Origin of the sequence: Clostridium sp. MSTE9 (assembly GCF_000277625.1) — a bacterium.
Classification (GTDB): Bacteria; Bacillota; Clostridia; order Oscillospirales; family Acutalibacteraceae; genus Faecalispora; species Faecalispora jeddahensis.
On the sequence record NZ_AKFU01000004.1, the window covers coordinates 22,617 to 44,926 of the forward strand.

Annotated in this window: 25 protein-coding genes and 1 pseudogene; 6 read left to right on the top strand and 20 right to left on the bottom strand. The window is 53.8% G+C overall.

The genetic code is table 11. The features are described 5' to 3' along the window. Positions 1–91 precede the first annotated feature (91 nt). Genes aspS through HMPREF1141_RS00945 form a run of 5 tightly spaced genes read left to right on the top strand, consistent with a single transcriptional unit; the run spans position 92 to position 5,473 of the window. Positions 92–1,840, top strand: a complete 1,749-nt coding sequence (gene aspS, locus HMPREF1141_RS00925; RefSeq protein ID WP_009060030.1) for an aspartate--tRNA ligase — start codon at positions 92–94, stop codon at positions 1,838–1,840. Positions 1,841–1,866: 26 nt separating this feature from the next. Beyond that, on the top strand, positions 1,867–2,145 hold the full coding sequence (gene gatC, locus HMPREF1141_RS00930; RefSeq protein ID WP_009060038.1) for an Asp-tRNA(Asn)/Glu-tRNA(Gln) amidotransferase subunit GatC: 279 nt from the start codon (positions 1,867–1,869) through the stop codon (positions 2,143–2,145). A 14-nt stretch (positions 2,146–2,159) separates the two neighbouring features. Next, positions 2,160–3,623, top strand: coding sequence for an Asp-tRNA(Asn)/Glu-tRNA(Gln) amidotransferase subunit GatA (gatA, locus tag HMPREF1141_RS00935; RefSeq protein WP_009059980.1), 1,464 nt, complete (start codon positions 2,160–2,162; stop codon positions 3,621–3,623). Beyond that, complete coding sequence (gatB, locus tag HMPREF1141_RS00940) at positions 3,623–5,041, top strand: Asp-tRNA(Asn)/Glu-tRNA(Gln) amidotransferase subunit GatB (RefSeq protein WP_009059965.1); 1,419 nt, start codon at positions 3,623–3,625, stop codon at positions 5,039–5,041. The genes gatA and gatB overlap by 1 nt, the downstream gene beginning before the upstream one ends. A 42-nt stretch (positions 5,042–5,083) precedes the next feature. After that, positions 5,084–5,473, top strand: coding sequence for a GNAT family N-acetyltransferase (locus HMPREF1141_RS00945; protein ID WP_347475655.1), 390 nt, complete (start codon positions 5,084–5,086; stop codon positions 5,471–5,473). A gap of 320 nt (positions 5,474–5,793) precedes the next feature. Here HMPREF1141_RS00945 and HMPREF1141_RS17640 read toward each other — a convergent pair whose 3' ends face one another. From HMPREF1141_RS17640 to HMPREF1141_RS00955, 3 genes and pseudogenes are all read right to left on the bottom strand, one after another. Further along, positions 5,794–6,420, bottom strand: a complete 627-nt coding sequence (locus HMPREF1141_RS17640; protein WP_242824539.1) for a hypothetical protein — start codon at positions 6,418–6,420, stop codon at positions 5,794–5,796. A 39-nt stretch (positions 6,421–6,459) separates the two neighbouring features. Beyond that, positions 6,460–6,759: pseudogene (locus tag HMPREF1141_RS17645) on the bottom strand (2-dehydropantoate 2-reductase N-terminal domain-containing protein); the annotation flags it as partial. Beyond that, the gene (locus HMPREF1141_RS00955) at positions 6,756–7,358 is read right to left on the bottom strand and encodes a TetR/AcrR family transcriptional regulator (protein WP_009060023.1); all 603 of its coding nucleotides are present in this window, start codon (positions 7,356–7,358) and stop codon (positions 6,756–6,758) included. The gene HMPREF1141_RS00955 and the pseudogene HMPREF1141_RS17645, both read right to left, overlap by 4 nt. 197 nt (positions 7,359–7,555) lie before the next feature. Here HMPREF1141_RS00955 and HMPREF1141_RS00960 point away from each other — a divergent pair, with 197 nt between their 5' ends. Continuing rightward, a complete protein-coding gene (locus HMPREF1141_RS00960; RefSeq protein ID WP_009060052.1) occupies positions 7,556–7,876 on the top strand; it encodes a putative heavy metal-binding protein in 321 nt (106 codons plus the stop codon). A gap of 98 nt (positions 7,877–7,974) precedes the next feature. Here HMPREF1141_RS00960 and HMPREF1141_RS00965 read toward each other — a convergent pair whose 3' ends face one another. From HMPREF1141_RS00965 to HMPREF1141_RS17250, 17 genes are all read right to left on the bottom strand, one after another. Further along, positions 7,975–8,985 carry a LysR family transcriptional regulator gene (locus HMPREF1141_RS00965; RefSeq protein ID WP_009060000.1) on the bottom strand — a complete coding sequence of 337 codons (1,011 nt, stop codon included), beginning with the start codon at positions 8,983–8,985 and terminating at the stop codon, positions 7,975–7,977. 376 nt (positions 8,986–9,361) lie between these two features. Continuing rightward, a complete protein-coding gene (locus HMPREF1141_RS00970) occupies positions 9,362–9,826 on the bottom strand; it encodes an ATPase (RefSeq protein WP_009059961.1) in 465 nt (154 codons plus the stop codon). Next, positions 9,823–10,317, bottom strand: a complete 495-nt coding sequence (gene coaD / locus HMPREF1141_RS00975; RefSeq protein ID WP_009060041.1) for a pantetheine-phosphate adenylyltransferase — start codon at positions 10,315–10,317, stop codon at positions 9,823–9,825. Before coaD ends, HMPREF1141_RS00970 begins: the two co-directional genes overlap by 4 nt. Continuing rightward, positions 10,314–10,865, bottom strand: a complete 552-nt coding sequence (rsmD, locus tag HMPREF1141_RS00980) for a 16S rRNA (guanine(966)-N(2))-methyltransferase RsmD (RefSeq protein ID WP_009060034.1) — start codon at positions 10,863–10,865, stop codon at positions 10,314–10,316. The genes coaD and rsmD overlap by 4 nt, the downstream gene beginning before the upstream one ends. Before the next feature lie 63 nt (positions 10,866–10,928). Then, complete coding sequence (uvrC, locus tag HMPREF1141_RS00985) at positions 10,929–12,779, bottom strand: excinuclease ABC subunit UvrC (RefSeq protein ID WP_009060037.1); 1,851 nt, start codon at positions 12,777–12,779, stop codon at positions 10,929–10,931. A gap of 302 nt (positions 12,780–13,081) precedes the next feature. Continuing rightward, positions 13,082–13,345, bottom strand: a complete 264-nt coding sequence (locus tag HMPREF1141_RS00990) for an HPr family phosphocarrier protein (RefSeq protein ID WP_009060040.1) — start codon at positions 13,343–13,345, stop codon at positions 13,082–13,084. Positions 13,346–13,606: 261 nt separating this feature from the next. Further along, complete coding sequence (gene trmD / locus HMPREF1141_RS00995) at positions 13,607–14,368, bottom strand: tRNA (guanosine(37)-N1)-methyltransferase TrmD (protein WP_035316343.1); 762 nt, start codon at positions 14,366–14,368, stop codon at positions 13,607–13,609. Then, positions 14,358–14,876, bottom strand: coding sequence for a ribosome maturation factor RimM (gene rimM / locus HMPREF1141_RS01000; RefSeq protein WP_009060024.1), 519 nt, complete (start codon positions 14,874–14,876; stop codon positions 14,358–14,360). The genes trmD and rimM overlap by 11 nt, the downstream gene beginning before the upstream one ends. 197 nt (positions 14,877–15,073) lie before the next feature. Beyond that, the gene (locus HMPREF1141_RS01005; RefSeq protein WP_009060039.1) at positions 15,074–15,307 is read right to left on the bottom strand and encodes a KH domain-containing protein; all 234 of its coding nucleotides are present in this window, start codon (positions 15,305–15,307) and stop codon (positions 15,074–15,076) included. A 21-nt stretch (positions 15,308–15,328) separates the two neighbouring features. Then, positions 15,329–15,571, bottom strand: a complete 243-nt coding sequence (gene rpsP, locus HMPREF1141_RS01010; protein WP_009060054.1) for a 30S ribosomal protein S16 — start codon at positions 15,569–15,571, stop codon at positions 15,329–15,331. A 97-nt stretch (positions 15,572–15,668) separates the two neighbouring features. After that, positions 15,669–17,027 carry a signal recognition particle protein gene (ffh, locus tag HMPREF1141_RS01015; protein WP_009060016.1) on the bottom strand — a complete coding sequence of 453 codons (1,359 nt, stop codon included), beginning with the start codon at positions 17,025–17,027 and terminating at the stop codon, positions 15,669–15,671. 20 nt (positions 17,028–17,047) lie between these two features. After that, positions 17,048–17,413: a YlxM family DNA-binding protein gene (gene ylxM / locus HMPREF1141_RS01020; protein ID WP_009060045.1), complete on the bottom strand. Its 366-nt coding sequence runs from the start codon at positions 17,411–17,413 to the stop codon at positions 17,048–17,050. 52 nt (positions 17,414–17,465) lie between these two features. Continuing rightward, on the bottom strand, positions 17,466–18,266 hold the full coding sequence (locus tag HMPREF1141_RS01025) for a hypothetical protein (RefSeq protein WP_009060031.1): 801 nt from the start codon (positions 18,264–18,266) through the stop codon (positions 17,466–17,468). A gap of 176 nt (positions 18,267–18,442) precedes the next feature. Then, positions 18,443–20,851, bottom strand: a complete 2,409-nt coding sequence (locus HMPREF1141_RS01030) for an endonuclease MutS2 (RefSeq protein WP_009060018.1) — start codon at positions 20,849–20,851, stop codon at positions 18,443–18,445. Then, positions 20,848–21,384, bottom strand: a complete 537-nt coding sequence (locus HMPREF1141_RS01035; RefSeq protein WP_009060020.1) for a GNAT family N-acetyltransferase — start codon at positions 21,382–21,384, stop codon at positions 20,848–20,850. Before HMPREF1141_RS01035 ends, HMPREF1141_RS01030 begins: the two co-directional genes overlap by 4 nt. 18 nt (positions 21,385–21,402) lie before the next feature. Beyond that, positions 21,403–22,161: a DNA repair protein RecO gene (gene recO, locus HMPREF1141_RS01040; protein WP_009060028.1), complete on the bottom strand. Its 759-nt coding sequence runs from the start codon at positions 22,159–22,161 to the stop codon at positions 21,403–21,405. Next, positions 22,112–22,288, bottom strand: a complete 177-nt coding sequence (locus tag HMPREF1141_RS17250) for a YqzL family protein (RefSeq protein WP_009060006.1) — start codon at positions 22,286–22,288, stop codon at positions 22,112–22,114. Before HMPREF1141_RS17250 ends, recO begins: the two co-directional genes overlap by 50 nt. Positions 22,289–22,310 lie beyond the last annotated feature (22 nt).

Here is a 22,310-nt window from a genome sequence, read left to right on the forward strand (position 1 = left end):
TACGGCTTTTGTTGAAACCCCCTGCGTTTGATGGTATAATTATCTGTAATTGTTTTCAGAAATCTGAGCAGACGAAAGGATTAATTGAGATATGATTTGCGCTAACAAATATCACACCCGCCTGTGCGGCCGGGTGAGTGAAACCGATATTGACCAGACGATCCGCGTGGCAGGCTGGGTGGAGAATATCCGCGACCACGGCGGTGTGCAGTTTCTGGATTTGCGGGATCATTACGGCGTGGTGCAGGTTGTGGTACACGACGAAGCCATGCTGCAGGACGTGGTGCGTGAATGCACCATCAGCGTTGAGGGAAAGGTGACCCTGCGCGATGCGGACACCATCAACCCCAAGCTGGCGACCGGTACGGTGGAAATCAAGGCGGACACTCTGGCTGTGCTTGGCAAGGTGGCAAAGCCGCTCCCCTTCGAGGTTCCCAATTCCACAGATACCAAGGAAGACGTTCGATTGAAATACCGCTTTTTGGATCTGCGAAACCCGGAGGTTCACAATAATATCGTGCTTCGCTCGCAGGTGATTTCCTTTCTGCGCCAGAAAATGACCGAGATGGGCTTTCTGGAGATTCAGACACCCATTCTCTCTACCTCTTCCCCCGAGGGCGCGCGTGACTATCTGATCCCCAGCCGCAAGCATCACGGCAAATTTTACGCGCTGCCGCAGGCTCCGCAGATCTTCAAGCAGCTGCTGATGGTGTCGGGCTTTGACCGGTATTTTCAGATCGCTCCCTGCTTCCGCGACGAGGACGCGAGAGCCGACCGTTCCCCCGGCGAGTTCTATCAGCTTGATTTTGAGCTTGCTTTCGCCACGCAGGAGGATGTTTTCTCCGTCGCGGAAGAGGTGCTTTCCGAGGTATTTGCAAAGTTCTCGAACAAAGAGGTATCGAAGGCCCCTTATGTGCGCATTCCCTATCAGGAATCCATGCTGAGGTACGGCACGGATAAGCCTGATCTGAGAAACCCACTTGAGATCATCGATATTTCCGACATTTTTGACAACACAACCTTTGCGCCCTTCAAAAATAAGACGATCCGCGCCATCCGCGTGCCGGGCTGCACCGCGCAGCCGAAGAGCTTCTTTGAAAACATGCTGAAATTCGCTACCGAAATCGGCATGAAGGGCCTTGGCTATATCAGTGTGACGAGCGAGGGCGAATACAAGGGCCCGATCAATAAATTCCTGCCGGACGACAAGCGTGAGGAGCTGATCTCGCGCGCGGGTCTGATTCCCGGCGATGTGATCTTCTTCATCGCAGACGAGCGCGACGCTGCCGCAAAGTTGGCCGGACAAATCCGCACCGAGCTTGGCAGACGCCTCAATCTGATCGATGAATCCCGCTTTGAGATGTGCTTCATCGTCGACTTCCCCATGTATGAAATCGATGAGGAAACCGGAAAATATATCTTTACGCACAATCCCTTCTCCATGCCCCAGGGCGGTCTTGAGGCGCTGCAGACCAAGAATCCCGAAGAGATTCTCGCCTACCAGTACGACATTGTTTGCAACGGCGTAGAGCTCTCGTCCGGCGCGGTGAGAAACCACGACCCCGAGATCATGGTAAAGGCGTTTGAAATCGCCGGCTATACCGAAGAGGATATCCGCGAGAAATTCGGCTCGCTGTACAACGCGTTCCACTACGGCGCTCCGCCGCACGCCGGTATGGCTCCCGGAGTGGACCGTATGGTGATGCTGCTGACTGAGCAGCAAAATATCCGCGAGGTCATCCCGTTCCCCATGAACAGCAACGCGCAGGATCTGCTGCTCGGCGCGCCGACCGAAGTGACCGAACAGCAGCTTCGCGAGGTTCACATTAAAATCAGATAAGTTTCAGGCTAAGGAGGCGTTTCCGCATGGTCACACATGAGGATGTATTAAAAATTGCGCGGCTTTCCAAGCTCCAAATCCGCGAGGATGAGCTGGAGGCCTTTACGAAGGATATGGACGAAATCATCAATTTCGCCAATACGATCAATCAGGCCACGGTGGAATCCTCCGACTTTGATCATATCAATCATCTGGAAAATGTTTTCCGTGAGGATGTCGTTGAGCCGTCTCTTCCCTCTGAGGAAATTCTGCGCAACGCGGAAAGCCAGGAGGACGGTTACTTCCTGGTGAAAAAAAGAGGATAAGGCGGGTGTACTGAATGGAAGATTATGGAAAAATCAAAAAGCTGCATGACTCCCTGCAGAAGAAGGAATTCTCCTGCGAGGAGCTGACCAAAACCTATATCGGGGCAATTGAAGCGGACAATCCCGCCCTCAACGCCTATGTCCACTTTACGCCGGAGACCGCGCTTGCGGCCGCGCAGGAGGTTGACGCAAAAATCGCCCGCGGCGAAACGCTGGATATCCTCGAAGGAATCCCGATGACCCTGAAGGACAACATCTCCACCACGGGAATCGAAACCACCTGCGGCTCCAAGATTCTGGAGGGCTACCGCCCGGTATTCGACGCCACCGTATGGGAGCTGCTTCGCAGCAGGGGCGCCGTTCTTCTCGGCAAAACCAACATGGATGAATTCGCCATGGGCTCCTCGAACGAAACCTCGATTTACGGCGGTGCATGGAATCCCCACAACACCGCTCACGTAGCGGGCGGCAGCTCCGGCGGCGTGGCCAGCGCCGTTGCCGGGAATCTGGCGGTATACGGCCTTGGCACCGACACCGGCGGATCGATCCGCCAGCCGGCCAGCTTCTGCGGCATCGTCGGTTTAAAACCCACCTACGGCGCGGTTTCGCGTTACGGCGTGGTGGCCTATGCCTCAAGCTTTGACCAGGTCGGCCCCATCGCTACCAACGTGGAAGATACCGCTCTGGTTTACGACGCTCTGGCAAAGCAGGACCCGAGGGATTCCACCTCGCGCGGCGCGCGCGAATTGGCCTGCGACACCCTGAAAAAGGACATCAAGGGCATGCGGATCGGCTTTGCCAAGCAGTATTTTGACGGTGTTCGCGACGAAGTGCGCGAGGCCGTGGAGCGCTCCATGCAGGTTTACCGCGAGCTTGGCGCAGAACTGGTAGAGGTTGACCTGCCCCAGCTCTCTTACGCCCTGCCGGTGTATTACATTCTGAGCTGCGCGGAGGCTTCCTCGAACCTTGGCCGTTTTGACGGCATCCGCTACGGCTACAAAGCGAAAAACTACAGCGACGTCAACGAAATGATCGCCAAAACGCGCAGCGAGGGCTTCGGCAAAGAAGTCAAGCGCCGCATTCTGCTTGGCACGTATGTGCTCAGCGCCGGTTACTACGACGCCTATTACAAAAAGGCGCAGAGCTTGCGCGGGATGCTGGTGCAGGCGTTCCAGTCCGCGTTTGAGCGCTGCGATGTGATCGCGGCCCCCACCGTGCCGATGACCTCTTTCGAGCGCGGCAAGGCGGCCCAGAACACGGTGGAAACCTACCTGACAGATATCTGCACCGTGCCGATTAATATTGCGGGCATTCCGGCCCTCTCTCTCCCCTGCGGATTTGACCAGAAGGGTCTGCCCATCGGCCTGCAGCTGATCGGGAATTCCTTCTGCGAAGCCACGCTTCTCAACGCCGCTTATCAGTTTGAGCAGGCGACCAGAGAAACGGTGTTCCGTGCGGCGAAAATGGGGGTGCGATAATGAAATACGAATTGGTATCGGGTCTTGAAACCCACGTGGAGCTCTCCACAAAAACAAAAATTTTCTGCAGCTGCTCCACAGAATTCGGCGGCGAACCGAACACCCACTGCTGCCCGGTATGCGTTGGGTTCCCCGGAACACTGCCGAAGCTGAATCAAAAAGTGGTAGAATACGCCATTATGGCGGGCCTTGCCACCAACTGCGAAATTTCGAATATTTCGAAAATGGACCGCAAAAACTACTGCTATCCCGATCTGCCCAAAGCCTATCAGATTTCGCAGTTCGATATGCCGCTTTGCAAAAACGGACATATCGATCTTTCGAACGGGCGCAGAATCCGCATCAACCGTATCCATATTGAAGAAGACGCGGGCAAGCTGGTTCATCAGGGCGGCAACACCTATGTGGACTACAACCGCGGCGGCGTTCCGCTGATCGAGATCGTGACCGAGCCGGATTTCCGCAGCAGCGACGAGGTGCGCGAGTATGTGGAAAAACTACAGCTCGCGATGAAATTCATCGGCGTTTCCGACTGCAAAATGCAGGAGGGCTCCATGCGGTGTGACGTCAACATTTCCGTCCGCCCGGCTGGCAGCGAAGAATACGGCACCCGCACCGAAATCAAAAACATGAACTCGATCACCTTTATGACCAAGGCGATCGACTACGAATACACCCGCCAGATCGATGTACTGGAAAACGGCGGGAAAATCACGCAGGAAACCCTGCGCTACAACGAATCGGACGGCACAACCTCCAGCATGAGAAACAAGGAGGACGCCGACGACTACCGCTACTTCCGCGATCCCGATCTCGTGAACATCCACGTGACGGACGAAGAGGTGGACGCAATCCGCCGCGCTCTGCCGGAGCTGCCGGAGATCAAGCGCGAGCGCTATATCAGCCAGTTCGGACTGCCAGAGGCCGACGCGCTGCAGCTGACCAAATCCCGTGCGATTGCGGAATTTTTTGAAGCGGCCAGCGACGGTGTAGCCAATCCTAAAACGGTTGCGAACTGCATCATCGGCCAGATTTTCCGCCGGATGGAAAACGACGACGCCAAAGAGAAGTTTGAGGTTTCGATCCCCGCTTCTTACCTGAAAGATCTGGTTCTTCTGCTCGACAGCGGCAAAATCCGCATGAACCTGCTTAAATCCACGCTGGATAAGATGCTGGACAGCGGCAAGCCCGCTACGGAATTCCTGAGTGAAAGCGATTTGAGCGGCGTGGACACCGGCGACCTGAAAAAGTTCTGTGAGGACGCTGTGGCCGCGAATCCCAATGCGGTGGCGGATTACCGTGCCGGCAAGGAAAAGGCGCTGGGGGCCCTGCTTGGCTCTGTGATGAAGGCCAGCCGCGGGCGTGCGGACGCGCTGGAAGCGGAACGCATTCTGATCGAGCTGATTTCGCAAGGCTGATTTCGTAATTGATTGATTCACACTGCTCTTCCATTGAAACAGGTGAAAAACAGGTTTCTCCCCCGCTTACGGCGAGGGAGAAACCAAAATGTTATTTCTGCTGATGAATGGGAATTCATAGAAAAAGGAGGATGTTTTATGGAATTTACAAAAGAGGCCAATCGCATTTTTGCAAAGAATGCGGACGGAAAATTGATTGCCGAAGTCACGTTCCCCGATCGTTCCGCCACCACGGTCGATATTGATCACACGTTTGTGGACGATTCCCTGCGCGGCCAGGGCGTAGCCGGGCAGCTGATGCTGGCGGCCGTCGATGCGATTCGCGCGCAGGGCAAAAAAGCAATCGCCACCTGCCCTTATGCGGTGGGCTGGTTCCAGAAAAATCCGGAGTTCTCAGATCTTTTGGATTCAGAAATTTCCAGAAATAAATAGGCGTATCCTGCACATGCTATTGTCGAGGAAGTTCAAGCGAAGAACCGACTTTGCTGAAGCCTTGCCATAAAAACACTCCGTTTTTTTGGTGCCGGCGGAAGCGATACAATTGGTTCGAGATTCTTTTCTGAAATGGATTGAATTTGATCCGCTTGGCACCTCTTGTAGTCCGCCTTAAAAATAGGACGTAAAACAATCTCCATTCAAATGGGTAAACGGGGGGAAGAACCATTGGGTTCTTCCCCTTCCTTGTGTCAAAAGGCTCTGTATCACGGGTGAAGCCGAACGGATTCAGGCAGTCCGTTTTACTCAGATACGTTCTACATGCAGGATATTTTTTTATACATCGTTTCATCATTTTTATAAAAAATCGGAGCATCGATATGATTTTGCATTCCACAGTCGTAAACATTTTTGCACACATAGAGAAGATCATCTATATTGCTGTGAAGAAGCATGATTTTGCGCGTCAGCTCATTTGCCCGGAACATGTGACACATGACTCTTCCGGCGACAAAAGCGGGGATTTTATATGGCAGCAATTCGTTTTTATAATGTTCCAACTGTACCCCTTTCGACGAAATGATGTTTGCAGTCTCGCGAACAGCACGCACCACTTCTGACAAGATGCGGGGTGAATTCATTGCCGTTTCTGCTGAATGGGAGATTTCATCCATCTTCCCATATTTTGCGATTGTCGTTATAACGGCAGCATTGATCGCCATATGAAGCCAAATCCATTCGAGCATATCATAGGGACATTCCACTTCTATCTCTGAGCTTTTCAGGAGCTCCAACAATAAATCATAGTTTGAAATGTGCGCCTTTTCCCGGCGTTCCAGCATGATATGGTCGAAAATCACACATTCCAACCGATTATGATTCAGGGTTCCGCCTGCTACCGGGTAGGCTAAAATAGAGTCCCAGCCATTCAGAATTTTATCCAACTCATTGCGATCCTGCCATATCCCGCAAAATAAAACCAAAGTACCGGTGATCGCCTTTTCCTGAAGAGAGCTTATTACATTCCCGAGCTTCCCGGAGGACACACTGACAAAGATAAAATCATAAGAGCTGTCCGAAGGAGAAATCTCAACCGAATAGAAATCTTTTTTCGCGATTCCTTTTTTACTGTGCCTTCCATCCAATAGATCGATCTCTATCTTTTGGGGGCAGGCAGCCTGTTTATTGTCCCGAATGAAATGCTCCACAGTATGCCCCGCCTTCTGAAAACAGTATGCATATGTTGTACCGATCACGCCAAGACCTATCACCATAATTTTCATCTGTAATCTCCCCGATCTTTTGTAACGCCCAGCATCATTTTGATTTGGTCAAAAATCCCGTCGCACATTTGATCCGTAACAGGTAAAACCTCTTTCGTCATTTTCAATCCTTCGATCAGAATCAGGATCGTGTCTGTGGCAGCTTGCACATCGCTGACATCAAACTCTTTTGTGCTGAGTCCATATTCGATTTGTGAGCGCAGGATTTGCTGCCCTCTTTTATATTGCTCTGAAAAAAATTGTGTTCCGAAATCACTTTTCTTTTCCATGCAAAATTCATATACCGCAAAATCAATATTAGGAATTTTACGATTTATTTCAGATTTCACATGGTCAAAATAGCGATTTAAAATCGTTATTGCCGAAGCGTGCTCAGATATGAAACGTTCTGTTGCTTTTTCCTCGCTGTGCTGCAATGATTGCAATAAATCCATAAAAAGCTGTGATTTATTCTCATAGTGCCGATATAATCCGCCCTTGCTCAGTCCGCTTTTCATGCAAATATCCTGCATCGAAACCCTTGTATATCCCAATTCGGAAAATAAAGCAAACGCCGCAGCACGGATTTGTTGTTTCGTTTTTTCCCCTTTTTGACCCATTGCGCCCTCCCTGTTTTGCGACTGTATAGTCGCTTTTTATTTATTCTATATCGCTGCACTCACGATGTCAATAGCCTCTGATTTTTTACCATATCTAAAAAATCATTTGAAAAGATTTACAAAAAGAACATGGAAATTACAACAGTTCTATGGTATTCTGAAAGCATTCTTAACCAGTCAAAGGGAGGCGCAAGCAGATGATTCTTACCACAACCAACACGATCGAGGGGAAGCGAATTGTGGAGTATAAGCAGATTGTATTCGGAGAAGTCGTTTCCGGCGTGGATTTTATTAAAGATTTTGCGGCTGGTCTCACCAACTTTTTCGGCGGCAGATCGAACTCGTATGAAGGCGAGCTGATGGATGCACGCGAAAAGGCAATTCAGGAGCTGCAAGGCCGAGCGGCGGCTCTGGGAGCAAATGCCGTCATCGGCGTGGATATTGATTATGAAGTTCTTGGCACCGGCAACAATATGCTGATGGTGACTGCATCGGGAACAGCGGTCGTCGTGGAATAAAGCGCTTTCTCTTTTATTTGATTCAGACGGTTCCCCATCAAAAAGGGCTCAAAGCAGCACCAACAGCGCTGTTTTGAGCCCTTTTTGCAATTTTTAAATCATTCGCAGCCTTCCACTCTTGCCGGAATTTCGTCATAGTAAAACTCTGTGTCGCTTTCTTTTTGCAGGGGAAACTGCTTTTGTGAGAGCGCGATAAATTCGCGCATCCCCTTGCTGACATAGCGGTTCTTTTTATGGGCAAGGCTCACATACCGGCTGGCATTCGGTGCATCCACTAAATACAGATATACCCCGGGCTCCAGGCTCGTGCGCTTGATGACTGTATCGGAGACAAACGCCATACCGATTTGCTGCTGCACCATATGGTACGAGGTAATCAGCTGGTCTAAATACATGATGCGCCGAGGGGTAAAGCGGTACCGATCAAACAAGCCCGTCGCAAACGTGTTCATGTTGTGTCCCCTGTTCAGCAGCAGAAAGGTAAAATCCTGAAAGATTCTGGGGTCCACCGGCCGACAGCCCGGCTTTCTGTGTTTTCCCTCGCGCACATCCCGGGCGGTCATACGGTACTCTGAGAGCTGCTCGTTGACCTCGTACCCAGAGGGCACCGCAAGCAGAATATGTTCTTCCATCAGCGGGTAGCTGGTAAAGAGCTTATCGTCAAACTCGCTGCTGTCGATCACCAGATCAATTTCGGAATTCACCAGCTTTTGCAGCAGATCAGGCGTGCTGGATTCATTGACCTGAATTTGAATCCCCGGGTAAAGCTGATTGAAGCTGGAAATGAGCGGCGCGAGCAAATACGAGGAAAAAAACTGAGCCGCGGCAATCTTCAGAGTGCCGGTTTTCAGCTCTGTATAGTCCTGTAAATACAATTCCAAATTGCTTTGCAGCTCTAAAATCTGCCGCGTTGTTTCTATGTATACCTTCCCCGCATCCGTCAGCTGAACCGGTGTGGTGCTGCGGTCGAAGATGGTTACACCAATATCCTGTTCCAGTTTTTTGATGGTCGCGCTCAAAGATGGCTGAGAAATATACAGATTTTTCGCCGCCCGGGAAAAACTGCCTTCTTTATAAATTTCATAAACGTACTTTAAAGTCTGGAACATGGCATTCTCCCTATATTATAAATAAAACTATATACTTTCTATCATGTTATATGTATTTGATTATATGCTCTCTTTCTGGTATTGTCAATATAGAAGATATGAGTTCAACAAACCCGATTGCAGAATGATTTGGAACCATACAAACAACCGAAACTCGCAAGGCCAAAGCGGCAATCGCCGCAGAGGAAAAGGCCATAAAACAGCGCGAAGCTTCCGCAGTCATCTGTTTGAAAGTGTAATTTTTACACAATAATTTGCTTACAAGACCCTTTTACACAATAGAAATTTGGTTGAAAAATGCGCTTTGACCGGCAGTGAATACCCGGTCAGAGCGCATTTTTCGTAGAAAGCTTACTGCTGGAATGATTTCTTTGTGTTACTGCTGATTGTTTCTTTGGGACGCCTTGATGTTGTTGCGGGTTTTGCGCAGCTCGGCCAGATTCGCGGCCAAAGCGTCATCCGTGCGCTTCATCAAGTCGTCGATGTAATCGTTCGAGGCGCGGCGCATTTCGCGGAATTTCGCCTGACTCTGGCTGACCAGCTCGTTGGCCTTCTGCTGTGCCTGGCGCACGATCTCATCCTGATTCACAAGAGTTTTGGCGCGTTCCTCCGCAATGCGGACAATGCTTTCCGCCTCGCGCTTTGCGTCGCTGATGATCTGGTTTCGGTCGGCCACAATGGCCTTGGCCTGACGAAGCTCCTGCGGCAGATTATCGCGGATTTCATCGAGGATTCCTTTTACCGCTTCGCCGTCGAGCACAGCCTTGCCGCCGGTCAGCGGAAAATTCCACGCCTTATCTACCATTTCGTAGAGCTCGTCCAACAAATTCTCTACATTCATCGTTTTTTGCCTCCTGTATAAAGACGTTGCGTGATGTCATCCAAAATACACTCCGGCACAAAATTCGAAATATCACCGTCAAAACTGGCTACCTGCTTCACGATACTGGAGCTGAGATACATATTTTCCGCCCGAGTGGTTAAAAACAGAGTTTCCAGATTCGGGTTCAGCTTCTTATTGGTCAGAGCCATCTGAAATTCGTATTCAAAGTCCGACAGGGCCCGCAGTCCCTTTACAATCGCGGTGGCGTTGCGGATTTTGGCGTAATCCGCAAGAAGGCCCTCAAAACCGACAATCTCTATGTTGGGCATGTCCGCCGTGGCACGCTTGAGCATGTTGATGCGCTCCTCAACGGTAAAGCTGGTGTGCTTATTGGGGTTTACCAAAACAGCAACGATGAGGTGATCGAAAATTTTGCGGGCACGATTGATGATGTCCAGATGCCCGAAGGTAACCGGGTCAAAGCTGCCCGGACAAATTGCAATTTTCATAATGATGTCACGTCCTTATGCCGATACACGGTCAGCAGAATTTTTCCGTAACGGTAAGAACGTACCTTCACAAAATCACCGGCAGAAAGAGGGAGTTCTTCGTCACTCGGATGTTCACAGATGATGGTACCACCATGGTTCATCACCGCGGCTGTCTGCGGCAGAGCCTGCTGCAGCAGCCCCGTGCGGTAAGGCGGGTCTAAAAAAGCAATGTCGAACGGCTGCGGATTGCGGGACAGAAACGAAGCAAAGTCGGCATTCACCACTTTGGCCCGCTCCCCGAACCCGGTGGCGGCAATGTTGCGCTCCACCACGCCGGCGGAATCGCGCGAGCTGTCTACAAACACCGCCTCCTGTGCGCCGCGGCTGAGCGCCTCCAGCCCGAGCTGGCCGGAACCGGCGAACAGATCGAGCACCCGGCGGCCCTCCAAATCAAACTGAATAATATTAAAAAGGGCTTCCTTCACCCGGTCGGGCGTAGGACGAACGCGCTCCCCTTCCAGGGATTGCAGCTTTTTGCCGCGCGCTGCGCCTGTGATAATTCGCATATGCAAAACCGGACCTTTCCCAGAGTCTTGTTAAATTCATTATCCCATTATTTGTGCATACTGTCAACCGCTATCTTTTTCTCCCGAATCCGGGTGAAAATACTCGTAAATCGTCTGCGCTGCGGGGCGGGTCATTCCCTTTACCCCGCACAGCTGCTCCAAATCCGCTTCGCGAATCGCGGTAATGGTGCGGAAATGCCGCAGCAGCGCCCTTGCCCGGGCGTTGCCGACACCGGGTATGCCCGTCAGGGTGCTGGAGATGGTGTTCTTCTTTCGCATTTGGCGATGGTAGCCGATCGCGAAACGGTGAACCTCATCCTGAATGGTGGACACCAGCGTAAAGGCGCTGCGATTGGAGTGAATCGAAATCTCTCCGCCGTCCTTTGCGATGGCACGGGTGCGGTGCTTGTCGTCCTTTACCATGCCGAACAGGGGAATTTCCAGCCCATACTGCTGCAAAATCGGGCGAACCGCGGAAACGTGTCCCTTGCCGCCGTCGAGCAAAATCAGATCCGGCAGACGGCCAAAGCCTTCTCCGCTGTCCTTATGCTGGTAGTATTCCCCCAAACGGCGGCCAATTACTTCGCGCATGGCGCCGTAATCGTCCTGCCCCTCAAAACTTTTGATCTGAAAACGGCGGTATGCGGATTTGAGCGGGCGCCCGTTTTCAAACACGACCATACCGGCCACGTTATCGCCGCCTGCAAGGTTTGAAATATCGTAGGACTCGATATACTGCGGGGGATTTTCCAGTCCCAGAAGGCGAGCCAGCTCATCCAGAGCGGAGGCTTCGCGCCCGGTTCGGCCCGTCTGCTGCGCAAGCTGCTCCGCCGCGTTGCTGCGGCACATTTCAACCAGCTGCGCCTGTTCCCCCTTTTGCGGCACGGTGATATTCACCTTTCGCCCGGCCTTCTGCGTCAGCCACTCTTCGAGCAGAGCGGCATTTTCCACCGGCCCGTCCAGCGTCAGGCGCGGGGGAATCTGATCGCGCATGGAATAATACCGCTCCAGAAACTCGCTGCGGGCCTGCTTGGAATTGCCGACCTCTCCCAAAAGGAACGTTTCGCGGTCCACCAGACTGCCGCCGCGAAAACGAAAGACCTCCACACAGGCGCTGCCCGGGCCCTGCGCAAGGGCGATCACGTCCTGCTCCAGCACACGGATGGAAACCACCTTCTGCCGCTCGCGCATCTTCTGGATCGCGGTGATGCGGTCGCGGATTCTGGCGGCGTATTCAAACTCGAGATTCTCTGCAGCCTGCTCCATTTTTTCCGTCAGGCGCTTCATGGATTCGGCGCTGCCGCCGCGCAGGAAATCCACGGCTTCCGAAACAGCCTCGCGGTATTCCTCCGGCTTCATGCGGCCGCGGCAGGGAGCACAGCACTGCTTGATATAATAATTCAGACAGGGCCGCCCTTTGCCGATGTCCTGCGGAAAACGGCGGCTGCAGGAGGGCAGGCGGAAAATCTTGAGCGCCTCATCCACCGCCTGCTTGACCGACCACGAGCTGACATAAGGGCCAATGTATTCCGCGCCGTCGTCGGCAAGCTGCTTTGCCTCGGAGATTCTGGGCCACTCTCCCCCGCTGATGCGGATATAATGGTAGCCCTTGTCGTCCTTGAGCAGAATATTGTATTTGGGCGTATACTGCTTGATCAGGCTGCATTCGAGCACCAGCGCCTCAAACTCGCTGTCGGTGAGGATATATTCAAAATCCTGTACGTTGGACACCATGCGGCGCACCTTATCGTCGTGGTTCTTTTCCGAGCCGAAATACTGGCTGACCCGGTTTTTCAGCGCTTTGGCCTTGCCGACATAGATGATCGTGCCGCTTTTGTCGCGCATCAGGTAGACGCCCGGCGTCAGCGGCAGGCGCATCGCCTTTTGGCGCAGCTCTTTTTTATGATCCTCCAAGTGTTCTCCCCCTTTCCTTGTGTTTTTTTCGGAATGCCGCTTTGGCACCCGGCCGCCCTCAAAGCAAACTGATTTAATAGCGGCGATTTTCTTCTCCTGTACAGAGGAGAAAGTTATATTCTTTCAAATGGCGTCACCATTTTGTTTCCAAATCATTCAGAACGGGGATCAAGACCCGGCATAACAAAAAAGCACCGCCAAAGCGGTGCCTTGAATTGCCCAAAAATCGCCGGCCTCAGCCTTTTCCAATGAAAACCCGGATTCCCGCCGGCGCTTAGCAGTTCATACCAAAAAACAGGTTCTTACTCCGCAAAGCCGGATTTCACCAGTGCAACCAGGCTGTCGACAGCATCCTGCTCATCGGAACCGTCAGCAATAATGCGAATATCGGTACCGCCGACAATCCCCAGGGACAGTACGCCCAAAAGGCTTTTCGCATTCACACGGCGCTCTTCTTTTTCCACCCAAATCGAGGATTTAAATTCGTTGGCTTTCTGAATAAAAAAGGTTGCCGGACGAGCATGCAGCCCTACCTGATTCTGAACCAATACTTCTTTCACGCACATTCAAAATTCACTCCTAGCATCAAAATGTAGCTTCTAACCCGAAAAACATCTCACATCATAATAATATACAAACTGACATTATTTTTTAAGTCATAGTCATTATATCACAATAGAAAACGCCGTCAAGGAAGGAAGGCTAATTTTGGATTGATGCCCTATACGCTGTTTAGGACAGGCAATCCCTTTGTATAGTTTGCCCCGATTGTTGAAAACTTTTGTACCCTCTAACATCTCCGCTGCGAATATTCTATACTATGCGTTCTATTTTGATTCGTTCGCGGAAGAATCCCGCTCTTTTTCACAAAGTGCGGCGAGGTATCTTTTGTCCTTTTCGTCTAAATCGGCCGTTTCGAGCAGATCCGGACGATTCTTCCAGGTTCGCAGCAAAGACTGCTCTCTGCGCCATTTGTCAATGTTGGCATGATGCCCCGAAAGCAGCACCTCGGGCGCCTGCAGGCCGCGCCAATTCGCCGGGCGCGTATACTGCGGATACTCCAGCAGACCGCTGAAATGGCTTTCTTCCTCAAAGCAGGAATCATCGGAAAGCACGCCGGGAATCAGTCGGCTGATGCCGTCCGCGAGAATCAGGGCCGGCAGCTCGCCGCCGGTAAGAACATAATCCCCCGCGGAGATCTGCTCATCCACATAGCGGTCGATGATCCGCTCGTCGATCCCTTCATAATGGCCGCACAGAATCGCGAGATTCTCGTGTTCGGCCAGCTCCTTCATCTTTTTCTGCGTCAAAACGGTACCCTGCGGTGACATGTAGACAAGATGCGGCTTTTTGCCGAGGTGGCGCACCAGATCGTCGATGCACTCCGCGATCGGCTCCGCCATGAGCAGCATCCCCATTCCGCCGCCGAACGGACAGTCGTCGACGCGGGAGTGCTTGTCGTAGGCATAATTGCGAATCTGATGACAGCACACCTGCAGCGCGCCTTTTTTGCGGGCCCGGCCCACGATGCTTTCCGCCATCACCGTTTCGCACATGTCGGGAAACAGGGTCAACAGATCAATCCTCATCGTCAAAAATCCCCTTGATCGGTCTGATTTTCACAACCCCGCCCTCCGGATCACGCTCCAGAACCACCTGCGGGATGGAGGGAACGAGATACGTTTTTCCTTCCGGGGAGGTGACCTGGTACACGTCGTTCGCACCGGTTTTCAGAATATCCGTCAGTTTGCCGTATTCCTTGCCGGTGTCGACATCCAGAACGGTCAGGCCAAGCAGGTCCTGTACAAACCATGTGCCCTTCGGCAGGCGCACATCCGCACGGCTCAGGTACAATACCCGCCCGCGCAGCGTATCGCCCTGCGTGGCAGAGGTGACCCCCTCCAGAGTTGCAAGAAGCAGGCGCTTATGCACCCGGCCGGAAAGCACCTTCACAGCAGATGTTCCGTTCGGGTCCCAGTACAGCGTGCGGAACTGAGACAAAAACTCCGCGGAATCACACCAGGGCTCGATGCGAAGCTCACCCTTCACCCCATGTGTCCCCACGATTCTTCCCGCCTCCAAATATTGCTGCAGCATTGCCTTCCTCCTCATAGCCAATTGATTCCAGACCATACCGCTTCTTCCCTCACCGAAGGCGGAGGAAGAGGCTGCATAGTCTGTTTTTGCACGGCGGAATTTGCAACCAATCCGCCTGAATTTGCTCCATGCCTAAAACAAGACTGCAACAAAGCCGGCCTCCCATTCGGGACAGGGCATGTTACAGTCTTGGTTCATCAGTCGATCTCGACAGAAACCTTGTCATTGGTGCGGGTCGCTGCGGCACGCATTACCACGCGGATCGCTTTGGCAATACGCCCCTGCTTGCCGATCACCCGGCCCATGTCATCCTCTGCCACATGCAGATGATATACGACGTTGCCGTCCTCAGACGGCTCGTCCACCTGCACGGTAACGGCTTCGGGATGCTCGACGAGCCCCTGAGCGATCGTAACCAGTAATTTCTCCATCGGTAGATCTCCTCCGATCTTTTAAATCACTCCGTGCTTCTTGAACAGGTCTTTCACGGTATCGGTGGGCTGAGCGCCGTTAGAAATCCACTTCTTCGCCTTTTCCGCGTCTACCTTCACAACAGAGGGCTCCTCCATGGGATTGTAGTAGCCGATCTCTTCAATGAAGCGGCCGTCGCGGGGGAAGCGGGAATCCGCTACCACAATACGATAAAAGGGAGCTTTCTTAGCGCCCATTCTGCGCAATCTGATCTTTACTGCCATACGAAACAACCTCCAAAATATGATTCTAAATTGAATATATGTGATTCACTTGAAAGGATTTTGTCCTTTTTGAATGAAATCCCTGATTTTGCGGGGCTTAGAACGGCATGCCGCCCTGCCCGGGCATTCCCGGCATCCCCGGCATTCCGGGGAACCTTTTCTTTTTCTTGAGACCCTTGACCTGCTTCATCATCTTCTGCATCTGCTCAAACTGCTTGAGCAGACGGTTGACGTCCTCCACCTTCATGCCGCAGCCGGCGGCGATGCGCCGCTTGCGGGAGGGGTTGATCACAGATGGGTTCTCGCGCTCCTCCGACGTCATCGAAAGGATGATCGCGGCGGAACGGTCCATGATGCGCTCGTCGATGTCCACATCCTTGATCTGCTTATCGATGCCCGGAAGCTTCGACAGCACGGATTTGAGCGGGCCCATCTTCTTCATCTGATTGAACTGGTCGAGCAGATCGTTCAGGTCCATCTTGTTCTGCATCATCTTGCGGGCGGTTTGCTCCGCCGTTTTTTTATCGATGCTCTGCTGAACGTCCTCGATCAGTGTTAAAACGTCGCCCATCCCCAGAATTCGGGAGGCCATGCGGTCGGGGTGGAATACTTCCAGATCCGTCAGCTTTTCGCCGATGCCCGCGTATTTGATGGGCTTGCCGGTGACCGCGCGAACAGAAAGCGCCGCGCCGCCGCGGGTATCGCCGTCGAGCTTTGTGAGGATAACACCTGAAATATTAAGAAGATCGTCGAATGTTTTAGCGACGTTCACCGCTTCCTGACCGGTCATGGAGTCGACCACCAGAAGAATTTCCTGCGGCTCCAGCGCGCCTTTGAGCTCTTTGAGCTCGTTCATGAGCGCCTCGTCGATCTGCAAACGACCGGCGGTATCGAGAATCAGAATGTCGTTGCCGTAGTCTCTGGCATGGCGCACCGCGGCGCGGCAAACGTCCACCGGCTTTGTGCTGCCCTGCTCGAACACGGGAACCCCGGCCTGAGAACCGACCACCTGCAGCTGCTTGATCGCGGCGGGGCGGTAAATATCGCACGCCACCAGCATAGGGCGGCGCCCCTGCTTTTTCAGCATGGCGGCCAGCTTGCCCGCATGGGTCGTTTTACCGGCGCCCTGCAGGCCGCACAGCATCACGATCGTGGGCGGCTTTGAGGCTTCGTTCAGACGGGCCTGCTGCCCGCCCATCAGCTCGGTGAGCTCTTCGTCTACAATCTTAATGACCATCTGCGCCGGGGTCAGGCTTTCCATCACCTGCGTGCCGATGGCCCGTTCGGTCACCTTGTTGGTAAAATCCTTTGCAACCTTATAGTTAACGTCGGCTTCCAGCAATGCGAGGCGAACCTCGCGCATGGCGGATTTGACGTCGGCTTCGGTCAGCTTGCCCTTGGATTTCAAATTTTTAAAGGCGGTGCTGAGCTTTTCCGCCAATCCTTCAAACGCCACTGCTTTTCAAATCCTTTCGTCTACTCTTCACACAGCCGCCGGGCGGTGTCTTCGATCAAAGACACATCCTGCTGCACATCCTGTGAAAAGATGGATTGCGAATTGTAAATGCGGATTCGCTCGGCCGCGTCGCGGATTTGCTCGAGCCCCTCGCGCATTTCACGGAAACGCCGCGCAAGGCCGAGACGTTCCTCCATCTCCAGCAGCTGGGATTCCGCCCGCTTGATGGAGTCGCGCACACCCTGCCGGGTGATGCCCTCGTTATCGGCAATTTCCGCAAGGGACAAATCGTCGTTATAGTAATACTCGATTACACAGCGCTGCTTATCGGTGAGCATATCGCCGTAAAAATCCAGCAGAAGAGATATTTCCAGATTTTTTGCCATATCGCACCCTCATTCGCTGTAAAGTTGGTCCCTTTCTGTAAAGCCAATCACTTTACAGAACTGAATTATACAGGAATCGGGCGGAAAAGTCAAGCGTTTTTCCGCCGAATCCGCTCTTTTTCAAATAATCCTGCAGCTGACCCGCCAAATCGTCCAGATCGCCTGTAAAGGTTTCGCCCAGCCATTCTTTCAGCTGCTCCTTTAATTTGCTGCCTCTATCGGACAAAGTACTGCTCGCCTGGAACAAAACGCCGTTTTTCTGCACCTTGAACTGCCCCAGCGAAAAGCCGGACTGCACCGCTTTTTCAGATTCCAGGTATGGTTTTAAGTCCACAATAATCCTGTTGTCTTCTCTGGTGATGCCGCTCGGCAGCTCTTTTGTAAACAGATGGTTCAGCGCAAACTTTGGCGAAACGCTCAGCTTGCCCAGCCGCACCTGCCGCACCTCAATGTTTAGCTGTTCGTTCGCCGCGTCGTACACTACCTTGGACTGCGAGGTGACCCCAAGATTCTTCCCGTTCCAGGTGACGGGCGTATAGGCGGTCACTGTGTCCTCCTCCGGGAAGGTGAGATAAATCTGGTTCGGCTGAAATTCGGCCTTGCTCAGATAATTCTGGATATCCTCCAGATGATACGCGGTGTAGGCGTTGATCTCCTCCTCGGTGAAAACCACCGGCTCCCCGGTGAGTATCGACGCTGTGGCGGAGCGCAGCAGCTCCTGTGACGGTGCGGGATTGTATTTTCCGGCAAGATCGTCCGTCATCATCAATCGGTAAGGGATGAAGGCGGCAATCCCGAGAATGACGACAGCCCCTATGGTGATCAGCCCCCAGCGGGGAATTGGTGTACGCAAATCAGACAGCTCCTTTCCAGACGGCGGTTTCATAAAAACAGGCCAACCGAATCCTGCCGCGGACAAGCCGGCCCGCAGACCAGGCTCCCTACCGTTTTGATACGGAGCCTGATTTGCCGGTATGACCCAAGCCTATCGCGCAATGATCCGTTGGCCCAAAGCCGCCTTAGGGCGGCCTATTTCAGTTCTACAATCGTTACGCCGGATTCTCCTTCCCCGAAAACGCCCAAACGGTACGTTCTTACGGAGGGATGGCGGCGCAGATGCTGCTGTACGGCGGTGCGCAGCACACCGGTACCCTTACCGTGAATAATGGTGAGCTGGTGAATACCGGACAGCAGGGCCGAATCGATCGCGCGGTCTACACTCATAACGGCCTCGATCGAATCCTCGCCCCGCACATCCACCTCAGTCATCACCGGCGCGTCGGAGCGTTTCGGCACATTTCTCGTGCCGCTGCGGCGCGCTTTGCGGTTCTGGGTTTTCTGCTCGAGCAGGCGAAGATTCTCTACGGGAACCCTTGTCTTAATGATACCAGCCTGCACGAGTACTTTTTTGTCGTCTGGTGCCGGAGTTTCAACAACTGTGCCTTCTTTGTCGATGTCGAAAATCAGCACATCGTCACCCGCTTTCAGCGGACGGGGCAGCACATAGGTCTCCGGCTCTTTTCTGCTCACCGGGTCGGAAGCGCTCTCCATGTCGCGCATGCCGGCCTTCATTCTGGCCCGCTGCTCGGCTGTCATGCTCTTTGCGCCCTGGCGCTTCATTTCTTCCAGCTCTTCGAGCAGCGCGTCGGCCTGCGCGCGGGTGCGCGCCACGAGCTGCGCCGCGCGCTCGCGGGCCTGCTCGATCTCTTTCGCGGCCTCGCGTTCCAGCCGCTCGCGGTATTCTCTCGCCTCTTCGCTGATTCTGCGCGCTTCGGCGTTCTGCTCCTGTGCCTGCCGGCGCTCTGCCTCCAATTTCTGGCGGCTTTGCTCCAGATTCTGAACCACATCCTCAAAGCGGCGGTCCTCACCCGAAACCAGCTCGCGGGCGCGGTCGACAATCTCCTGATTCAGACCGAGCCGGCTTGAAATGGCAAACGCGTTCGAGCGCCCCGGCACGCCGATCAAAAGACGATACGTGGGCCGCAGGGTGGCAACATCAAACTCACAGCTGCCGTTTTCCACACCTGCTGTTTGCAGGGCGTAGGCCTTGAGCTCCGCATAGTGGGTGGTGGCGGCGACCCGCGCGTGCCGTTCGCGCAGCGCCTCCAGAATCGCCATAGCCAGCGCCGCGCCCTCAACGGGGTCGGTGCCGGCGCCGAGCTCGTCAAGCAGGATGAGGCTGCGCTCGTCCGCCTGCTCAATGATCTGTATGATATTCGTCATGTGCGCGGAAAATGTACTGAGCGACTGCTCGATGCTCTGCTCGTCGCCGATGTCGGCCAGCACCTGATGGAACACCGAAATTTCGCTGTTGTCGCCCACAGGCAGCATCAGGCCGCACATAGCCATCAGCGTCAAAAGGCCCAGCGTTTTCAGAGTGACCGTCTTGCCGCCGGTGTTCGGGCCGGTGATCACCAGCGTGTCGAACGTGGTGCCCAGCTCTATGTTCATCGGCACGACCTGCTTGGGGTCGATCAGCGGGTGCCGTGCCTGATTGAGCAGAATTCTGCCCGTATCGTTCACCTTCGGCATGCTGGCCTTCATTTTGTAGGCGAGCTGCCCCTTGGCGAATATCAGGTCAAGCCCCACGGCCGCATGGTAGCTTTCGATGATCAGATCGGCAAAGCCGCCCGCTTCTGCGGATAGCTCCGCCAAAATCCGCTCGATCTCGGCGCTTTCGCGCGACTGAAGCACACGGATTTCGTTGTTGGCTTCCACCACGCCCATCGGCTCCACGAACACGGTCGCGCCGCTGGAGGAGGTGTCGTGCACCAGGCCGGGGATTTCGCCGCGGCATTCCGCCTTGACGGGCACAACGTAGCGCCCGCCGCGCATCGTCACGATCGGGTCCTGCAGGTATTTCTGGTACGCGGCTGAGCGGATCATTTTATCGAGCTGTTCGCGCACGCGGGAGGACGCCGCACGGATACGGCGGCGGATGGAGGCAAGCTCCGGCGAAGCGTTGTCGGCTACCTCTTCCTCCGAAATCACGACCGCGTTGATCTTTTCTTCGAGATACTTGTTGGGGACGACGGATTCAAACCGCCAATCGAGCGTCGTTTTCATGCCCTCGCTCTTGCGGCGCCAGTCCGAAATCGCGCGCATGGTGCGCAGCACTCCCGCGATCCGCAGGAAATCCACCAGGTTCAGCACGCCGCCTGCCTGCGCGCGGCGCAGGGGATTCGCGACATTTTTCAGCCCGCTGAACGAGGGCGAACCGAATTTCGCCATCAGGACGAACGCATCGTCCGTCTCTTGCAGTCGGCGGCGCACCTCGTCGGTAGAAACGGCAGGCTCGAGCGCCAGCGCCTGCTCCGAGGCATCCTCACTGGCGGTCTGTTCCGCCAGAAGCTTTAAAATTTTATCCAGTTCCACAGCGGCGCTGTGCCGCTGAACGTTATATTTTTGCATGGAAGTTCCTTTCTTACTGTTGTTCAAAGCAGCTGTTCTTCCTGCAGCTCCACCGCCAAAGACTTCTCAAAGCAGTGAAACACCCCCTTACGGAGCAGGATTCTGCCGCAAAACTCATAGCCCAGCGACCGGTACAGCCGGATCGCAGGCTCATTCTTGGGGAACGCGTCCAGCCGGATGGCCGCGTAATCCTTTTCGCGAAAATACTCTTCCGCCATTCGGGCAATCTTTTTCCCGCAGCCCTTGCCCTGATGCCCGGCATCGACACAAAGGCGGTGAATGACTCCGACGGGGCCGGTGTGATACTGCCAGTCCACATAGCGGTACTGCGGCTCCTGGTCCTCATTCAGAACGATGGAGGCCGCGAGCCCATCGTCATCCTCCAGTACATATAATTCCCGATTCGCGATATCCTGCATTAAAACATCTTCACTTGGGTAAACATCATCCCACTGGTCAATCCCCTGAAAGCGCATCAGCTCAATGGAACCGAGATACAAATCCAGAAGGCAGGGCAAATCTTCCGGCTCTGCCCTGCGAAAAATCAGCTTGTGATCCATAGTGTTCCTCCCGCCCGGCTAAGGCCGGGTCATCTGATGATAAAAATCAAGTGTGGCAAAACGCCGCTGCACCGTGGAAAGCAGATACTGCTCCGAGGCATCCGCCAGCAGGCGAAGACCGTCGTCCGACAATCGGAACGAAAACAGCTTGTCGAAATCCGCGTAAATCGTGTGGCGAAGCGCAGTCATCACGCCGCGCGGCAGCGGAATGGCCGGTTCCTCCTGCTGGGGCACGGGAGAAAAGCAGTCTCCGCACACGATCCCCCCGCTGCGGGGCAGAAAAAACATGGTATCCGCCTCATAGCAGCCGCAGTCACGGCAGCAGACAAGATCCGGCATGTACCCGGCCAACGCCAGCATGCGCATTTCCACCACAGCCTTCAGCTGCAGGCCTGGCCGCAGCCCCTTTGCCAGAAAATGCAGCGAATTGAGCATCAGACGCAAAAAATCCCCCGCCTCCGCTTCTTCGGGAGCCAGTACGACGGCCAGCTCGCAAAAATATTGGGCAAGGGACAGCCTTTCCATATCCAAGCGCAGATCAAAAAAGGATTCGATCGGCCAGGCGTCGTTAATTATGTACTTATCCCGCCCCTTGTAAACAGAAAGGCGGGAATAGCTAAGCAATTGTGTGGAGGACAATTTTCGGTTCTGCAGGCGTTTCGCCTGCTGTGCAAACGCGCGGATGACTCCCTCGTCGCGGGTCAAAACCGTAACGAGCCGGTCGCTTTCACCCACGCTCTTCTCCATAAGGACTAAGCCCTCGGTATTGATTTGCATACTCTTCCTCCTCGGGCTGCCGACCGGTAGTCTGCTGGTTCATGGCCTGCGTCAGCCTTGCGTAATGCAAATAGGCCTCTACGCTGCCGGTCTGCTGAAAAACATTCCAAGCCTGTTCTCTGTCCACAAAAAACGCCTCCCAAAAAAGA